Annotated in this window: 14 protein-coding genes; 3 read left to right on the top strand and 11 right to left on the bottom strand. The window is 69.4% G+C overall.

Translation table 11 applies throughout. From position 1 onward, the window contains the following. Window positions 1-41 precede the first annotated feature (41 nt). The 6 genes from OV208_RS29210 to OV208_RS29185 form a co-directional block, all read right to left on the bottom strand. The gene (locus OV208_RS29210; protein WP_267577200.1) at window positions 42-1,805 is read right to left on the bottom strand and encodes an adhesin; all 1,764 of its coding nucleotides are present in this window, start codon (window positions 1,803-1,805) and stop codon (window positions 42-44) included. A 71-nt stretch (window positions 1,806-1,876) separates the two neighbouring features. Next, window positions 1,877-2,638, bottom strand: a complete 762-nt coding sequence (locus OV208_RS29205) for a uroporphyrinogen-III synthase (RefSeq protein ID WP_267577199.1) — start codon at window positions 2,636-2,638, stop codon at window positions 1,877-1,879. A gap of 11 nt (window positions 2,639-2,649) precedes the next feature. Further along, window positions 2,650-3,591: a hydroxymethylbilane synthase gene (hemC, locus tag OV208_RS29200; RefSeq protein ID WP_267577198.1), complete on the bottom strand. Its 942-nt coding sequence runs from the start codon at window positions 3,589-3,591 to the stop codon at window positions 2,650-2,652. Further along, on the bottom strand, window positions 3,588-4,907 hold the full coding sequence (gene hemA, locus OV208_RS29195; RefSeq protein ID WP_267577197.1) for a glutamyl-tRNA reductase: 1,320 nt from the start codon (window positions 4,905-4,907) through the stop codon (window positions 3,588-3,590). Before hemA ends, hemC begins: the two co-directional genes overlap by 4 nt. Window positions 4,908-4,909: 2 nt before the next feature. Then, complete coding sequence (locus tag OV208_RS29190; protein ID WP_267577196.1) at window positions 4,910-5,722, bottom strand: cytochrome C assembly family protein; 813 nt, start codon at window positions 5,720-5,722, stop codon at window positions 4,910-4,912. Between the two features lie 45 nt (window positions 5,723-5,767). Further along, window positions 5,768-6,133, bottom strand: a complete 366-nt coding sequence (locus OV208_RS29185; RefSeq protein WP_120539026.1) for a hypothetical protein — start codon at window positions 6,131-6,133, stop codon at window positions 5,768-5,770. 176 nt (window positions 6,134-6,309) lie between these two features. Between OV208_RS29185 and trxA the strand changes: the two genes are divergently transcribed. Then, window positions 6,310-6,639, top strand: coding sequence for a thioredoxin (trxA, locus tag OV208_RS29180; protein WP_267577195.1), 330 nt, complete (start codon window positions 6,310-6,312; stop codon window positions 6,637-6,639). Window positions 6,640-7,078: 439 nt separating this feature from the next. After that, entirely contained in the window at window positions 7,079-7,420 is a 342-nt protein-coding gene (locus OV208_RS29175) for a hypothetical protein (protein WP_267577194.1), read from the top strand. 12 nt (window positions 7,421-7,432) lie between these two features. Here the strand turns inward: OV208_RS29175 and OV208_RS29170 are convergent, their stop codons facing one another. Genes OV208_RS29170 through mreC form a run of 5 tightly spaced genes read right to left on the bottom strand, consistent with a single transcriptional unit; the run spans window position 7,433 to window position 12,642 of the window. Next, window positions 7,433-8,050: a PilZ domain-containing protein gene (locus OV208_RS29170; protein ID WP_244237934.1), complete on the bottom strand. Its 618-nt coding sequence runs from the start codon at window positions 8,048-8,050 to the stop codon at window positions 7,433-7,435. A gap of 39 nt (window positions 8,051-8,089) precedes the next feature. Further along, window positions 8,090-9,217 (bottom strand): rod shape-determining protein RodA, encoded by a 1,128-nt coding sequence (rodA, locus tag OV208_RS29165; RefSeq protein ID WP_267577432.1) that lies wholly within the window; start codon window positions 9,215-9,217, stop codon window positions 8,090-8,092. Window positions 9,218-9,224: 7 nt separating this feature from the next. Further along, a complete protein-coding gene (mrdA, locus tag OV208_RS29160) occupies window positions 9,225-11,285 on the bottom strand; it encodes a penicillin-binding protein 2 (protein WP_267577193.1) in 2,061 nt (686 codons plus the stop codon). Beyond that, window positions 11,282-11,782, bottom strand: a complete 501-nt coding sequence (locus tag OV208_RS29155) for a hypothetical protein (RefSeq protein ID WP_267577192.1) — start codon at window positions 11,780-11,782, stop codon at window positions 11,282-11,284. The genes mrdA and OV208_RS29155 overlap by 4 nt, the downstream gene beginning before the upstream one ends. Continuing rightward, window positions 11,779-12,642, bottom strand: a complete 864-nt coding sequence (gene mreC, locus OV208_RS29150; RefSeq protein WP_324291423.1) for a rod shape-determining protein MreC — start codon at window positions 12,640-12,642, stop codon at window positions 11,779-11,781. The genes OV208_RS29155 and mreC overlap by 4 nt, the downstream gene beginning before the upstream one ends. A 227-nt stretch (window positions 12,643-12,869) precedes the next feature. Between mreC and OV208_RS29145 the strand changes: the two genes are divergently transcribed. Beyond that, a complete protein-coding gene (locus OV208_RS29145; protein ID WP_267577190.1) occupies window positions 12,870-14,447 on the top strand; it encodes a peptidylprolyl isomerase in 1,578 nt (525 codons plus the stop codon). Window positions 14,448-14,451: the final 4 nt, after the last annotated feature.

The following is a 14,451-nucleotide window of genomic DNA, read 5'->3' as shown; positions in this document are numbered from 1 at the left end:
GCTCCGGGACGGAACGCTGCCACCGGGGGGGGATGCCTGGGTCAACCGTTCCTCCTTTTGCGGGTGGCCAGCAGCAACACCCCGAGCCCCGCGAGGAATGCCGCGGCGGAGGTGGGCGCGCCCTGGCAGCCACAGCCGTCCGGGCCGTTGGTGGACGGGCCCGTGCCGCCGTCCGTGGGCGGCGGAGGCGGAGTCCCTCCGTCACTGCACAGGGTGCAGGTGCCGCCGTCCGTCTTGGCGAACGGGTCGTAGCACTGGCCGCTGGTGCCGCAGTAGAGGCCATTGGGACAGTCCTGGTCGAAGCGGCAGCTGGCGATGCAGCCAGCCCCCTGCTCGAACGGGGTGCACTGCAGCGGAGAAGCGCAGGTGCCCTGTTCGCAGTCGCGGTAGCAGAAGCGTTCGCCCGCCGTCCCCGCCGGACGGCAGGTGCTTCCCGGACTGCACGTGCAGGCATCCACCGAGCACGGCTGCGCGCAGACACCCTGCGGGTTGCCGTTGAGCTTCAGGCACTGTTGGTTGGTGCCGCACTCGGTGTCCTGGGTGCAGGGATCGCCCACGTTCCGGGAGCCCTGCTTCTCCTTGATGCACGCGTGATCACACGTGCGGCACGCGGAGTTGGAGCCACAGTCGCTATTGGTGGTGCAGTCAGCGATGCAGGCGTTGCCCTCCGGCAGCGGCGCGCACGAATACCCGGTGCGACAGTCCGCGGTCCCCGGACGGCAGTCATCCAGACAGCGCTTGCCGAGCGAGCCCACCGTGGCGCAGGTGGCGCCCCGGGGGCAGTCCGTGTTCGCCGAGCAGGCCTGGGAGCAGTAACCGTCGCGCCAGCCGGGGAAGCCGTCCGTCTGCTGCGCGGTGGTGAGGCAGCGCGACACCACGGCGCCGCACTGCGAGTCCGCCGTGCAGGCCGCGCCCACGCGCGTCGTCGCGCCAGCCACCGCGGGAAGACACGCGAAGGAGGAGCCCGGAACAACGTTGGAGGCCCGGCACTCATAGGGCGCGGGGCACGCGCCCGGCACGCCATCCTGACAGGCCTTGGTGCAGATGTTCAGCGTGGCGCCGCTGGTGGTGGACTGGGTCGCGGCGCAGGTGAAGCCCTGCGAGCAATTGTTCGACGCGCAGGGAGAACCCACCGCGCCCGTCTGCGGATAGCGCAGGCAGAGCGCACCCCGGTCATAGGCGGTGATGTTGCGCCGCTGCTGCCCGGGAAGAAGCCGGGCGCCCATGACGGACTCGAAGCTGGAGTTGTAGGTGTCCGCCAATCCGAGGCAGTGGCCAATCTCACGCATCACCACCGTGCGCAGGTCCAGGAAGTCCGCGGGCGTGGTGGCGGCCGTGGTGAACTTGAAGTCCACGGCGTTGAGGAAGATGTCGCACTGGTAGACGTAGCCGTTGTGCACCAGGGGGACGGCGGCGGAGGTGCTCAACTCCCCGTTGAGCACGTCGCCGTACGCGCTGTCCGAGCGGTCCGTCACCCAGATGGCCGCGACGTTGAACGTGTCGTAGCGGTCGCGCACGTCCGGGATGGAGCCCTCCGCATAGGTGAAGGCGGGCCAGGCGCAGTCCACGTCCTGCCAGGCCTGGAAGGAGGCCTTCACGACGTCCCTCACCAGCGCCAGGTCGTTGCCCCCGGGCCGGCTGACGCGGGAGTCCACGTAGAACTTGAACGGGTCCTGGCTGTTGTTGAGGACCCAGTGGTCCAGGTACTGGAAGTCCGACGGGATCGGATCGTTCTGCGCGCTCGCCGTCGCGGCCAGCGCCAGCAGTCCGAGCAGGAAGACACTCCGCTGCAAGCCACGCATCATCACCCGCACCTCTTCGCGTCACGCACGCGCGGGCACCTGACTGGCACCCGGAGCGTCACCGGGCGGGCAGTCTAACCGTGAACGGCGCGGACGGTGGCATCCACGAGCGCCTCGGGCGTGGGGCGCTCCGCGACCGTGGCCACGTCGATGCCCAACTGCCCCAGCGCGGTCGCCGTGGTGGGGCCAATGGCCACCACCTTCGCGGACGCCAGCGGCTCACGGCCCGCGCCCTCCAGGAAGGCCTCCGCGGTGCGCGGCGAGGCGAAGAGCACCACCTGCGGCGGCGCCTCGGCCAGGTGGGACAGGGCCTCTGGCGGCAGGGGCGCGGGCGTGGAGCGGTAGGCCGTCACGCGCGTGACGCGCACGCCCAGGTCTCGCAGGCCGTCCTCCAGCTCGCGCCGGCCCTCCTCCGCGGACGGCAGGAGCACGTCGTCGTCGGGGCCGAGCAGATCTCTCAGCGCGGTGAACAGCGCCACGCCCGTGCCCTCCGTGGGCTCGGCGGACACCGTCAGGCCAAAGGCTTCCACCGTCCTCGCGGTGCGCGGCCCCACCGCGGCCAGCTTCACGCGCGACAGCCGGTCCAACGTGCCGGCGAGCCGCAGGGCTTCCAGGAAGGACTCCACGGCGGAGGGACTGGCGAACACCACCCAGTGGTAGCGCTGCACGTGCTCGGCCGCGGACGCGAGCGGTCGGGGGTCCTCCGGGGGGCGCAATTCCAGGAGCGGAAGGCTGAAGACCTCCGCGCCTTCGTCCTCCAGCAGGAAGCACAGCTCCTCGGCCCGCTCACGCGGGCGCGTCACCAAAACTCGGATGCCTTCCAGTCGCCGGTCCACGGGCCGGCACTCTAGGCGGGGTACGCGCCGTCGCGTCGGCCGAAATCGCGCAGGATGTCACCCGCTCCCTGCGACAGCAGCTCGTCCGCCAGCGCCTCGCCCAGCCGCTCCGCCTCCGGCACGGGGCCCTTCACCTCGCCCCGCACCACCCGGGTGCCATCCGGACGGCCCACCAGCCCGCGCAGGTGGACCTGCCCGTCCACCACCGTCGCGTGGCCCGCCAGGGGCACGGTGCAGCCGCCCTCCAGCTTCGCCAGGAAGGCGCGCTCGGCCCGCACCGCGCCGCGCGTGATGAGGTCCTCCAGGGGCGCGAGCAGCGCGCGCACGTCCGCGTCCGCCTCGCGGCACTGGATGGCCAGCACGCCCTGCCCCACCGCCGGCAGGCTGTCCGCCACGGACACCACCTGCGTGATGTGGTGATCCAACCCCAGGCGCTTCAAGCCCGCCGCGGCGAGCATCGCGCCCGCGAGCCCCAGCTCGCGCGTCTTCTGCAGCCGCGTCTGCACGTTGCCGCGCAGGGACACAATTTCCAGGTCCGGACGGCGCGAGCGCAGGATGCAGCTGCGGCGCAGGGACGACGTGCCCACCTTCGCGCCCGGCGGCAGCAATTCCAGCGTGTGTCCATCCGGGCTGCAGAACGCGTCGCGCGGATCCTCGCGCGCCGGCACCGCCGCCAATATCAGACCGTCTGGGAACACCGACGTCATGTCCTTGAGGCTGTGCACCGCCACGTCCGCGCGGCCATCGAGCAGGGCCTGCTCGATCTCCTTCACGAACAGCCCCTTGCCGCCCACGGCGGACAGCGGCGCGGACAGGAAGCGGTCGCCCTCGGTGGTCATCTCCACCAGCGACACCTCCAGGCCCGGGTTGCCCGCGGTGAGCAGCGACGCCACGTGGCGCGCCTGCCAGAGCGCCAGCGGGCTCTGCCGCGTCGCGATGCGTACGGCCTTCATCGCCGGCTCCCGGTGGCCACCACAGATTCGGGCTCCGGCTCCGGCGCGATGGCGGCGGCCTCTGCCTCCGTCAGGCCAAACAGCTCCGCGGCGGCGCCCGCCAGACGGTTGCCTTCACCCTGCGGCCCCACGGCGCGAAGCCGCGCGGTGGGCTCATGCAACAGCTTGTTCACGATGGCGCGCCCCATGGCTTCGATGCTCTTGCGTTGCTTGTCGGTGAGCCCATCGCCCAATGCCAACAGCGTGCGCTCCACCTCCGCCCGCGCGATGCCCTCCGCGCGCTGACGCAGCCGCGCCAGCACCGGCATGCCCTCGCGCAGCGCGCGCTCCCGGGCGAAGCGCGCCACCTCCTGCGCCACCAGTCCGCCCGCCTTGTGCGCTTCCTCCGCGCGCTGGGCGGCGTTGTCCGCGACGAACTTCTGGATGTCGTCCACGTCGTACGCGTGCACCCAGTCCAGCGTGCCCACCGCCGGGTCGATGTCGCGCGGCACCGCCAGGTCCACCATGAACAGCGGCCGGCCCCGGCGCGCCTTGCCCAGCGCCCCCACGTTCTCGCGGGTGAACAGCGGCACCGGTGACGCGGTGCTCGTCACCACCACGTCCGCGGACAAGAGCAGCGTGAAGAGTTCCTCGAAGGGCCGGGCGACGCCGCCCACCTCCGCCACCAGCGCTTCGGCGCGCGCCAGCGTGCGGTTGGTCACCACGAGCTTCCCGGCGCCCGCGTTCATCAGGTGCCGCGCCGCCAGCTCGCCCATCTCACCGGCGCCCACCACCAGCACCGTCTTGTCCTTGAGCCCGTCGAACACCTTGCTCGCCAGTTGCACCGCCGCGGACGCCATGGACGTGGCCGCGCGCCCCACCGCCGTCTCCGTGCGCACGCGCTTGGCGCAGCCGAACGCCGCCGCGCACGCGCGCGTCAGCTCCCCGCGCACCGCGCCCGCGCCCTGACCGCGCTCGAAGGCGTCCTTCACCTGCCCCAATATCTGCGCTTCGCCCAGCACCATGGAGTCCAGGCTGGAGGCCACGCGGAACAGGTGCACGAGCGCCGCCTCGCCCTGGTGTTCGTAGAGGTGCTCCAGCGCCTCCTCGCCCCCCAAGGACTGCAACGCCTCACGCGCGCGCTCCCGGGCCTGCTCCGCGCTGGGCGCGGCCAGATACACCTCCACGCGGTTGCACGTGGACACCCAGAGCGCTTCGACAGGCGCCTGCGCCAGCCGCTGCAACACTTCTGTCTGCCGGGCTTCGGGCAATGCCAGGCGCTCCCGGATGCCCAGTGGGGCGGTGCGGTGGGAGACGCCGATACAGATGAATTCCATGGCTACGGCATCCCCGGGCCAGCGGCGGACAGGTCGTAGGACGACAGGAAGGAGACCAGCACCAGGCAGAAGCCGGCCATGGTCAAGAGGGCCACGCGGCGACCGCGCCAGCCGGCGAAGATGCGAGCATTGACGAGCGCGGCGAAGACGCCCCAGGCCACGAACGTCGCGACCTGCTTGGCGTCGAAGTTCCACGCCAGCCCCGGCACCGTGGAGACGAACAGCGCCCCGGTCGCCAGCGTCAGCGACAGCGCGATGAAGCCCCACACCACCAGCCGCCGGTTGAGCGTGTCCAGGAACTCCAGCGAAGGCAGCCGCGCGAAGAGCAACCCGAAGTGCTTGGTCTTCACCTGCCGCTCCATCAGCAGGTACATGACCCCCACCCCGGCGGCCACGCCGAAGGCCGTCATCCCCAGGAGCGCGATGGTGACATGCACCGGCAACAACGGCTGACGCACCGCGGCCGGCAGCGGCGCCGGTCCCCCATGCAACAACATGCCGATGAGCAGCACCGCCACCGCCAGCGGCGTGAGGAACGCGCCGATGACGGGTTTGCGGTAGCGCACATCCAACGCCAGGAACAGCGCCAGCAGGAGGAAGGCGAACGTGGACAGGCCCTGCGCGGGCCCCACCAGCCGCCACCCCTGGACCCCCAGCAGCTCGATGAGGGCAACGCAATGCATCAGGAGCCCGGTCCCCACGAGCACCCGCCCGGACACGGCGAGCACCTGCGACTGGCGCACCAGGTAGGCAAGGTAGACGAGCGCGGCCAGCCCGTAGGCATGGCAGGCGAGTGAGACGAGCGTGTGGCTCATGGCGGCAGGCTCATAACTCCGGCCGAGGGGGCATTCAGCCCGTCCTCAACCCATTTTATTGAGAATGAAGGCCGCCAGCAGATCGGTCTCCGAGTTCGGCTTGCGCTCCGGAGAAGGTGCGCTCACCTCCGCGACATAGCCCGGAACGACCTCGTAGGCGGAGTCCCCCACCAGGATGGAGTCGGCCATCTGTTCGGCGCCCAGGCGGCCAAGCTGCTCCTCCGTCTTCACCTTGGACACCAGCTGGTGGGTGTCCTCCCCCGACACCAGCTGGACGACGTGGACGGCGGGGGTGAGGGGCCAGTCGGTTCCTCCCTCGGCGGCCACCACCAGGCGTCCCTCGCGCAGGTCTGCTTTGTCCGCCAGCGCCCACTCCTCGAGTTGTGCCTGGGACAGGAAGAGCTTCGTCACGCCGCCCAGTCTACACCAGCGTTCCCCCCAGGGGGCCGCGAAATGGGTGCAACCCCCTGGCGCCCTCCGCATCCGTTGAGCGGGGGGCACGGGCTGGATCCCGCTGCTTGCGGGGCCCCCGGACGCGTACTAACAGGGCGCGCGTCGGCAGGTGTGGACCGCCCCGAGGAGACGACATGGCTGGCGAAGTGAAGGACATCAAGGATTCGGACTTCCAGAAGTTGGTGCTGGACTCACAGGAGCCCGTGCTCGTGGACTTCTGGGCCACCTGGTGCGCGCCCTGCCGCGCCATCGCGCCTTCCGTGGAGGCGCTGTCCACCCAGTACAAGGGTCAGGTGCAGTTCACGAAGATGAACATCGACGAGAACCAGGACACGCCGCAGAAGTACAACATCCGCTCCATCCCCACCCTGCTGCTCTTCAAGGGCGGCAAGGTCGTGGAGCAGATCGTCGGCGCGGTTCCCAAGTCGCGCATCGAGGACGCGGTCAAGAAGAGCCTCATCTAGCCAGACGGCGAACGGGCCCTCCCGTCCGCCCCCACGTCCCCTCCCGCTGGTGTCGCACCGGGTCCATCCACCCGGGTTCGCGCGCGGTGCGAGGGGACGTTTCGCGTCCGGCCCTCCCACCCTGACACGGCAGAAGACACCCGGCTGTGACACGGTGCGCGTTCGATATGTCTGTAGAAAGACAACTCACCGCGACGGTAAGGGCTTTCACGTACCGGGTGCCAACCGCCCCTCGCGGGTGCCGTTTCTCTGGTGTTGAGACAAATGCCCAGGCAGCACGGCGGGACGATCCTCCCGTCATGTTTTGTTCAACAGACATTGAAATTGCATTACGAGTCAAACAAGACCCCAACGTGTCTTGTTGACAGAGTTCGCCACACCAGACAGAAGACAAAAGTACACGCCTGTCTTGATTGGCGAGTTTCAACAGGAGTTCTTCATGGCACGCCTTCGCAAAGAATTGACCTCGCAAGCGCCGCTGACCCCTGCCCTGACGTCGTGGGCGGAGGCGTTGGGTGACGCCATCGGCCGCGGCATGCTGCGCGCGCTGAACACGGGGATGCCGCAGATGGGCAGCGTGGCGCCGTCGCCGGGCAACGGCGCGGTGATGGCCGGCCGCCGCCGGGGCCGTCCGCCGAAGACGGTCGCGGGTGGGCCGGTGCCCATGGACCGCCGCTGCACGGTGGGTGGTTGCACCCGCGAACAGCGCTCCAAGGGCCTGTGTTCCGCGCACTACCAGGCCGAGCGTCGGCGGCAGATCGCCACCGGCAAGCCCGCCTGAGCGTCGGGAGACCTACTCACCGCGCCAGGGGTCTCCGGGCGTGGTGGCCTTGAGCAGCTCCCAGGCCGCCATCACGTCGATGACCCGCTCCAGCTCATTGGGCAGGGAGCGGGCGCGTGCGGATTTGAGATAGTCCTCCGTGAAGGCTCGCAGGCGTGCGCCCAGGAAGAGCCGGGCCAGCGCCACCTCCGTCTGACCGGAGAAGTCCAGGAAGCGCAGGGCGAAGCCACTCTTGCCCTCTTCCTCCGGACCCCGCTCCTCCCGGACGATTTCCGCGCGGGTCTCAACGGGCGCGGCCCCCTCTTCCAGGGCGAAGCGCGCGCGCACCACGGTGCCCATGGGCAGGAAGAACGTGCTCGCCAGGAAGGCGCCACTGACGCTCACGTTGATGGAGACGAGGTTGGCGGAGAAGCGCCGGCCCCCGGCTTCATCATCCACCCAGAGGTCGAAGTGGGTGGCCAGGTTCGCGCGCGGGAAGTGCCGGTGCTCCGGCTCGCCCTGATTCATTTCGATGCGCGGGACCACGCCCGGCGTGGGCACGACACGCGAGGCCCCCACGCCCACCGGCGGGACGAACGCGCGCGGCGCCTCCGCGCCCTCCAGGCCCCGGACACCGGGGCTGGACTTCACGGCACCCTTCCTCTGCATCATCGAAGCCTCCGGCCGTCGTCAGAACATGTGACGGCGCATGCTGATGTTCACCAGCAGCCCGATGCACAACATGACCGACAGCATCGAGGAGCCACCGTAGCTCATGAGGGGCAGCGTGATACCCGTCACTGGCAACAGGCCAATGACCATGCCGATGTTTTCGAACACCTGCCAGAAAAGTGTGGCCACCACCCCTACGGCAACGAACGCTCCAAAACGATCTCTCGCGCTGAAGCCCACCCCCAGCCCGAGGATGAAGATGCCGCCGTAGAGCAGCAAGAGCAGCAAGCATGAGAAGAAACCGTGCTCCTCGGCCCACACGGAAAAGATGAAGTCCGTGTGCTGTTCCGGCAGGAAACGCAGACCTGTCTGGGTTCCCTCGCGCCAGCCCTTGCCGGTGAGCCCGCCGCTGCCCACGGCGATTTTTGATTGCGCGGCGTGATAGCCGGAGCCGCGCAGGTCCGCCTCCGGATCCAACCACCCGGAGATGCGCTGGCTCTGGTGCTTCTTCAGGTGGTGGCGCACGACGGTGGAGCGCGGTTCGGGCATCTCGCGCACGTAGTCGTTCCAGATGATGAGGCCGCCCACCAGCACGCCCAGCACCAGCGTGCCGGCCAGGTACCAGCGCACCTTGCCGAAGAGGATGACGGTGCCGGAGGACAGGAAGATCATCAGCGCGGTGCCCAGGTCCGGCTGCACCAGCACCAGCACGAAGGGCACCATCACCACCAGCACCGGCTTCCACAGACGCACCAGGCCGTAGGACGGTTGGTTGGGCTGGAAGTCGTCGTGGTAGACCTTGGCGAGCATCAGCACGACGCCAATCTTCATGAACTCCGCGGGCTGCAGGCGGAACGGGCCGATGACGAACCAGCTCTCCGCGCCCTTGGCGGTGTGTCCCACGACGCGCAGCGCCAGCAGCGCCAGGATGTTGGCCACGTAGATGGGAAAGGCCATCCGCTGGATCCAGCGGTAGTCCACCAGACACACCATCAGCACCGCGCCCAGGCCCACGGCCAGGTAGAGCGCCTGGCTCGTCCACACGGGCGCCATGGGAGGCCGCGACGCGGACGCCAGGTTCCAGATGCCCAACAGGCACACGCCCAGGACGCAGATGACGAGCCCCCACGGCACGTGGGGCATCATCCGGCGCTCAATCCGCAGTTGCACTGTCGTCTCCGGTTTCCGAGGGCGGCTGCATGGGCTCACCCGGCAGGTTCACCCGGGGCGGCGGCACCACGGCGCGCGTGAGTGTCTCGGTGTCCAGGCGGGGCGCCGGGGGCAGCGACGGCGTGTAGGGCTGGTTTGCGCGGGGCAACGGGGACGTGGCGTCCTCCGCCTTCAAGTCGAAGTACTTCTTCATCACGGCCATCGCCGTGGGCGCCGCGTCCACGCCGCCGTGGCCACCGTGCTCGTTGAGCACCACCACGGCCAGCTCCGGCTTGTCCGCCGGAGCGAAGCCCGCGAACCACGCGTGGTCGCGCTCGAAGTAGCTCATCTGGTGCGTCTTCAGACGGATGGTGCCGATGCGCGTCACCTGCGCGGTGCCCGTCTTGGCCGCGATGGACATCTCCAGCGGCAGGCCCGACTTGAGCTTCGCGCGGTACGCGGTGCCACCGGGCTCCTGCGCCACCGCGACGAGCCCCTCCACGATGGCCTTCAGGTGCGCGGGGTTCATGTCCACGCGGCTGACCACCTCCGGCTTGAACTCCTCCATCACCTGGCCGTCCAGGTTCTCCAGCCGCTGCACCATCTGCGGCTTGTAGAGCTTCCCGCCGTTGGCGAGCGCCGCGTACACCAGCGCCAGTTGCAGCGGCGTCACGTTGTCGTCGCCCTGGCCGATGGCGCTGTTGAGCGCCATACCCTTGGTGTAGCCGCCAGGGGACGCTTTGTCGTGGTACGCGCTGGACGGCATGATGCCGGGCACCTCCGCCACGACGCCGATGCCGGTGGGCCGGCCCAGGCCCAGCGACTTGCCCATCTCCGCGATGGGGTCCAGGCCGATGGTGTCCGCGACCTTGTAGAACCACGAATCGCACGACGCCTTCATCGCGCCCTTGCCGTCCAGGGGCCCGTGGCCGCTGTCCTTGTGGCAGCGCCAGACGCGCGCGCCCAGCCGGTAGCCGCCGGAGCACTGCACCACCGTCTCCGGACGGAACACGCCAGACTTGAAGGCGGCCAGCTGGGTGACGACCTTGAACGTGGAGCCTGGGCTGTAGTGCTCGGCCGCCACGCGGTTGATCATCGGGTGGAGCGGGTCCCTTGCCAGCGTGGCCATCTGCGACGGCGTCACGCGGCCCGTCAGGAGGTTGGGGTCGAAGCCGGGGCGGGACACCAGCGCCTTGATGAAGCCGGTGTTCACGTCGATGGCCACCACCGCGCCCGTCACGCCCGGGAAGGAGCGCTCCGCCGCTTCCTGCAGGCGCATGTCCAGGGAGAGCACCAGGTTGCCGCCGGCCGTGGGCGGAATCACCGAGTTCTCCCCCAGCTTCTCGTTGAGTTCCCGAATCGTCTGGCCGCGCGCGTTCACCACTTCCTTGCGCACGCCGTCCTGGCCGCGCAGCTTGGATTCGAAGTAGCGCTCCAGGCCGCGCCGCCCGATGTAGTCCCCCAGCGCGTACTTCGCGCCGTCCCCGTTGAGGCGATCCAGCTCCTCCTGGGTGATTTCGTTCATGTAGCCCAGCACGTGCGACAGCACCGTATCCGCGCGGTAGTTGCGGTGCGGCACGGGCACCACTTCCACGCCGTCCAGGATGTCGCGCCGGGCGTTGAGCCGGTCGTACTCGTCGCGCGTCAGGTCCACCCGCACCGGCACCGGCATGAAGGGCGCGTTGCGGCGGCTTGAGCGCACCAGGTCTTCAATCTTCTTGCGCTGCTCGGGGTCCCACTCGAGCAGCTGGCCCAGGCGCGGAATCACCTGCTCGAAGCAGTCCGTGCAGAAGGCGGGCGTCACGAAGGCGTCAAAGGAGGGGCGGCTGTCCACCAGGATGGTGCCGCGCGCGTCCTTGATGACGCCGCGGTCGGCGCGCAGGCGGACCTCCTTCACGAAGTTCGCCACGCTCTTGGCGGCGTACTCCTCATGCCGGATGAGCTGCAGGCGGTAGAGCTGGATGGCCAGCGCCACGATGCCCAGCGACATCGCCAGGCCCAGCCACAGGAAGCGGCGCTTCAGGTCGCGGCCCGGGGTGGTGTTGCCAATCGTCGGAGGCGTCAACGGAGCAACCCCGCCGGCCGCTCCTGGGCCACTTCGAAGCGCTTGAAGAGCGGGAACAGCAAGAGCGCCGCCAGTCCCGTGAGCGCAAGCTGCACCGGCATCCCCGCGAGCAGTGGCGCCGTGGAGCCCTCCTTTACCGTGAGCCAGGTGAAGAACGTGGACAGCAGGGAATGGCCCAGGTCCGCGCCCATGGCGAACAGCGCGAAGGCCACCGGGCCCCGCACATCCACGAACGACGCCACCAGCCGGCCCACCAGGAAGGTGAACACCGCCAGGAACGTGAACAGACCGGTGGGCTGGCCGCTCATCAGGTCCAGGAGGTAGCCCACCGCGAAGGCAGAGCACGCGCCTTCCGTGAGCGTGGCGCGCAGCGCGAGGAAGGCCACCAGCACCACCGTGACGTCCACGCGGCCCAGCACCAGCCCCACCTGCTGGACGAACACCGACTCCAATGTGAGCAACGCCAGCGCGAGCGCCACTGTCACCAGGAACTTCATTTCTGCGCGCCCTCCGCCGAGGCCCCGGGGGGGCCCATCTCACTGTAGGGACTGCCTACCACGAGCACTTCCTCCAAGCGGCTGGTGTCCACCGCCGGCTGGATGTCCGCGCCCTGGAACATGCCGTGCTCCTTCTTCTCCAGCTGCGTCACCCGCCCCACCACCAGCCCCGGCGGATAGATGCCGTCCGTGCCGGCGGTGATGATGAGGTCGCCGTTCTCCACGTCCTCCGTGCGCAGCATGTTCTCCAGGTTCAGGGGGCCGTTGCCCGCGCCCGCCGCCGTGCCGCGCGCCCGCGAGCGCTGCACCCGCACCGCCACCCGGCTTTGCGGGTCCGTCACCAGCGCCACGTCCGCGTAACCGCCCGTGGACCGGATGACCTGCCCGACGATGCCGTCCGGCGTCACCACCGACATGCCCCGGAACACCCCATCCTTCTCCCCGCTGCTGATCCGCACCGACAACAGCTTCGCCACCGGGTTGACGCCCACCACCCGGGCCGGAATCTCCGGCCCCGGCGCCGCCTCCGAATAGGACAAGAGCTTGCGCAGCCGCCCGTTCTCCGACCGCGTCTCCCCCAGCACCTGCACCGTGGCCCTCAGCTGGAGGTTCTCCAGCCGCAGCGCGTCATTATCCTGACGCACGCCGCGCAGGTCCAGGTAGTTGCGCACGGTGGCGACCACGCCCTCGATGCCGACGGTGAGCCCCTGCTGCACGGGGGCCGTCAGGGCGATGACGCCCCGGTCGATGAAATTCGGATCCCTTCCCCGCCGCCCGCCCAGCAGGAAGGCGCCGAGCGGGTACAGGAGGAGGGCTGCCACGAGAAGAAAGCGGCGGTACCGCTTGAGAAGAGACAGCACGGACGGGGGCTTTCCCGGGGTGGGCGGGGGACGGCGAAGAGGGGTGAAGGGGTGGGCTAAACTCTCTGAATCGCTTGCATTTTCCGGTCTGTTGTCCTAGGCAGTCAAGGCCCGGATGAGGGGGATACGCAGGTGCTTCCCCCACCGGCCGGGCTACCAACAACACGGCGCCGCGAGACCTTCCGCAAGGGTGAATCGCGGGCGCTTCCGACCGTGAAGTGACGACAATGGACGGTTTGAATCCCCGGAAGGTCTTCTCCCTCCTGTTCATCTTCGGCATCGCCGTGGTGTTCACGCTCCAGTTCGGGCCCGGCAGCAACGGGTTCAGCACGAGCGGCGACGCGCCGACGACCGCCAGCGCCGCCGCGGTGGTGAACGGCAAGGAGATCCCCCTGCGCGACTTCAGCATGGCCTGGTCGCGGCAGATGAACTTCCTGCGCTCGCAGGGCAGCCCCATCCCAGAGTCCATGGCCCGCCAGTTCGGCATGGACAAGCAGGTGCTCGACCGCCTGGTGAACGCGGAGCTCCTCGCCCAGGCGGCGGAGAGCCACGGCATCAACCCCTCGGACGAGGAGATGCGCAAGCTCATCCACCAGAACACGGACTTCCACTCCAAGGAGGGCGCGTTCGACTTCACGCGCTACCAGCAGGTGTTGCGCGACTTCTACCGCCGCACGCCGCAGGAGTACGAGCAGGAGCTGCGCCGGCAGATGGCCGCGCAGAAGATGCTCGACGTGGTGCGCACGGGCGCGGTGGTGTCGGACGACGAGGTCCGCGCGCGCTACGAGAAGGACGGCAACCAGGCGAAGCTGGTGTTCGCCCGCTTCCTGCCCACCATGTTCGTGGACAAGGTCGCCGCGCCCACGCCCGCGCAGTTGGCGGAGTTCCAGAAGGCGCATGAGAAGGAGATCGCCGACTACTACGCGGCCAACAGCTTCGTCTACAACGTGCCGGAGCGCATCCGGGCCCGGCAGATCCTGGTGAAGGTGGCCCCGGACGCGACGGCCGAACAGAAGGCCCAGGCGAAGACGAAGGCGGAAGGCCTGCGCAAGGAGCTGGACGCGGGCAAGGACTTCGCCACCCTGGCGCGCACCAGCAGCGACGACGACGCCACCAGGGCGAAGGGCGGCGAGCTGGGCTGGGTGGAGCGCAACACGTGGGACCCCACCCTGGCCACCGCGGCGTTCGCGCTCAAGGCCGGTGAGGTGACGCAGCCGGTGGAGTCGCCGCTGGGCGTGCACCTGGTGAAGGTGGAGGAGAAGAAGGACGCGCAGAACAAGAAGCTGGAGGACGTGAAGGCGGAGATCGCCACCACCCTCTACAAGCAGGACCAGGCCAAGGGCCTCGCGAAGGCGGAGGCCGACAAGGCCCTGGCCGCGGTGAAGGCCGGCAAGTCGCTCAAGGAGCAGTTCCCGGTCGCGGCGGGCCAGCAGCCGGCCATCCTGCGCTTCGAGACGGAGACGAAGCCGGAGGCGGTGGAGACGGACAGCTTCACGGCGGCGGGGGATTCCGTGCCGCACCTGGGCCCGGCGCCCGGGCTCGTGAAGGCCACCTTCGAGGCCTCCGCGCCCAAGGCCCTGGACGAGGTCTTCACCGTGGGCGAGGCGAACGTCGTCGCGCAGGTGGTGGAGCGGGAGAAGCCGGACACCGCGGGCTTCGACAAGCGCAAGGAAGAGCTGCGCACCCAGGCCCGTCAGGCCAAGCAGATTGAGCTGACGGAGTCCTTCCTCAAGTCGCTGCGCAAGAGCGGCAACGTCACCATGAACACCGAAGCCATCGACTCGGTGCTGGGCGCCGCGGGGTAGTCCC

This window comes from Corallococcus sp. bb12-1 (assembly GCF_026626765.1).
GTDB classification, from domain to species: Bacteria; Myxococcota; Myxococcia; order Myxococcales; family Myxococcaceae; genus Corallococcus; species Corallococcus terminator.
This window is presented reverse-complemented; position numbering and strand designations above follow the sequence as displayed.

What these genes read in the sequence shown, in the direction of transcription:
- hemA (WP_267577197.1), bottom strand. Translation starts at nt 4,907, where the DNA reads ATGGAATTCATCTGTATCGGCGTCTCCCACCGCACCGCCCCACTGGGC.
- OV208_RS29190 (WP_267577196.1), bottom strand. Translation starts at nt 5,722, where the DNA reads ATGAGCCACACGCTCGTCTCACTCGCCTGCCATGCCTACGGGCTGGCC.
- hemC (WP_267577198.1), bottom strand. Translation starts at nt 3,591, where the DNA reads ATGAAGGCCGTACGCATCGCGACGCGGCAGAGCCCGCTGGCGCTCTGG.
- OV208_RS29145 (WP_267577190.1), top strand. Translation starts at nt 12,870, where the DNA reads ATGGACGGTTTGAATCCCCGGAAGGTCTTCTCCCTCCTGTTCATCTTC.
- OV208_RS29155 (WP_267577192.1), bottom strand. Translation starts at nt 11,782, where the DNA reads ATGAAGTTCCTGGTGACAGTGGCGCTCGCGCTGGCGTTGCTCACATTG.
- trxA (WP_267577195.1), top strand. Translation starts at nt 6,310, where the DNA reads ATGGCTGGCGAAGTGAAGGACATCAAGGATTCGGACTTCCAGAAGTTG.
- OV208_RS29175 (WP_267577194.1), top strand. Translation starts at nt 7,079, where the DNA reads ATGGCACGCCTTCGCAAAGAATTGACCTCGCAAGCGCCGCTGACCCCT.
- rodA (WP_267577432.1), bottom strand. Translation starts at nt 9,217, where the DNA reads ATGATGCCCCACGTGCCGTGGGGGCTCGTCATCTGCGTCCTGGGCGTG.
- OV208_RS29210 (WP_267577200.1), bottom strand. Translation starts at nt 1,805, where the DNA reads ATGATGCGTGGCTTGCAGCGGAGTGTCTTCCTGCTCGGACTGCTGGCG.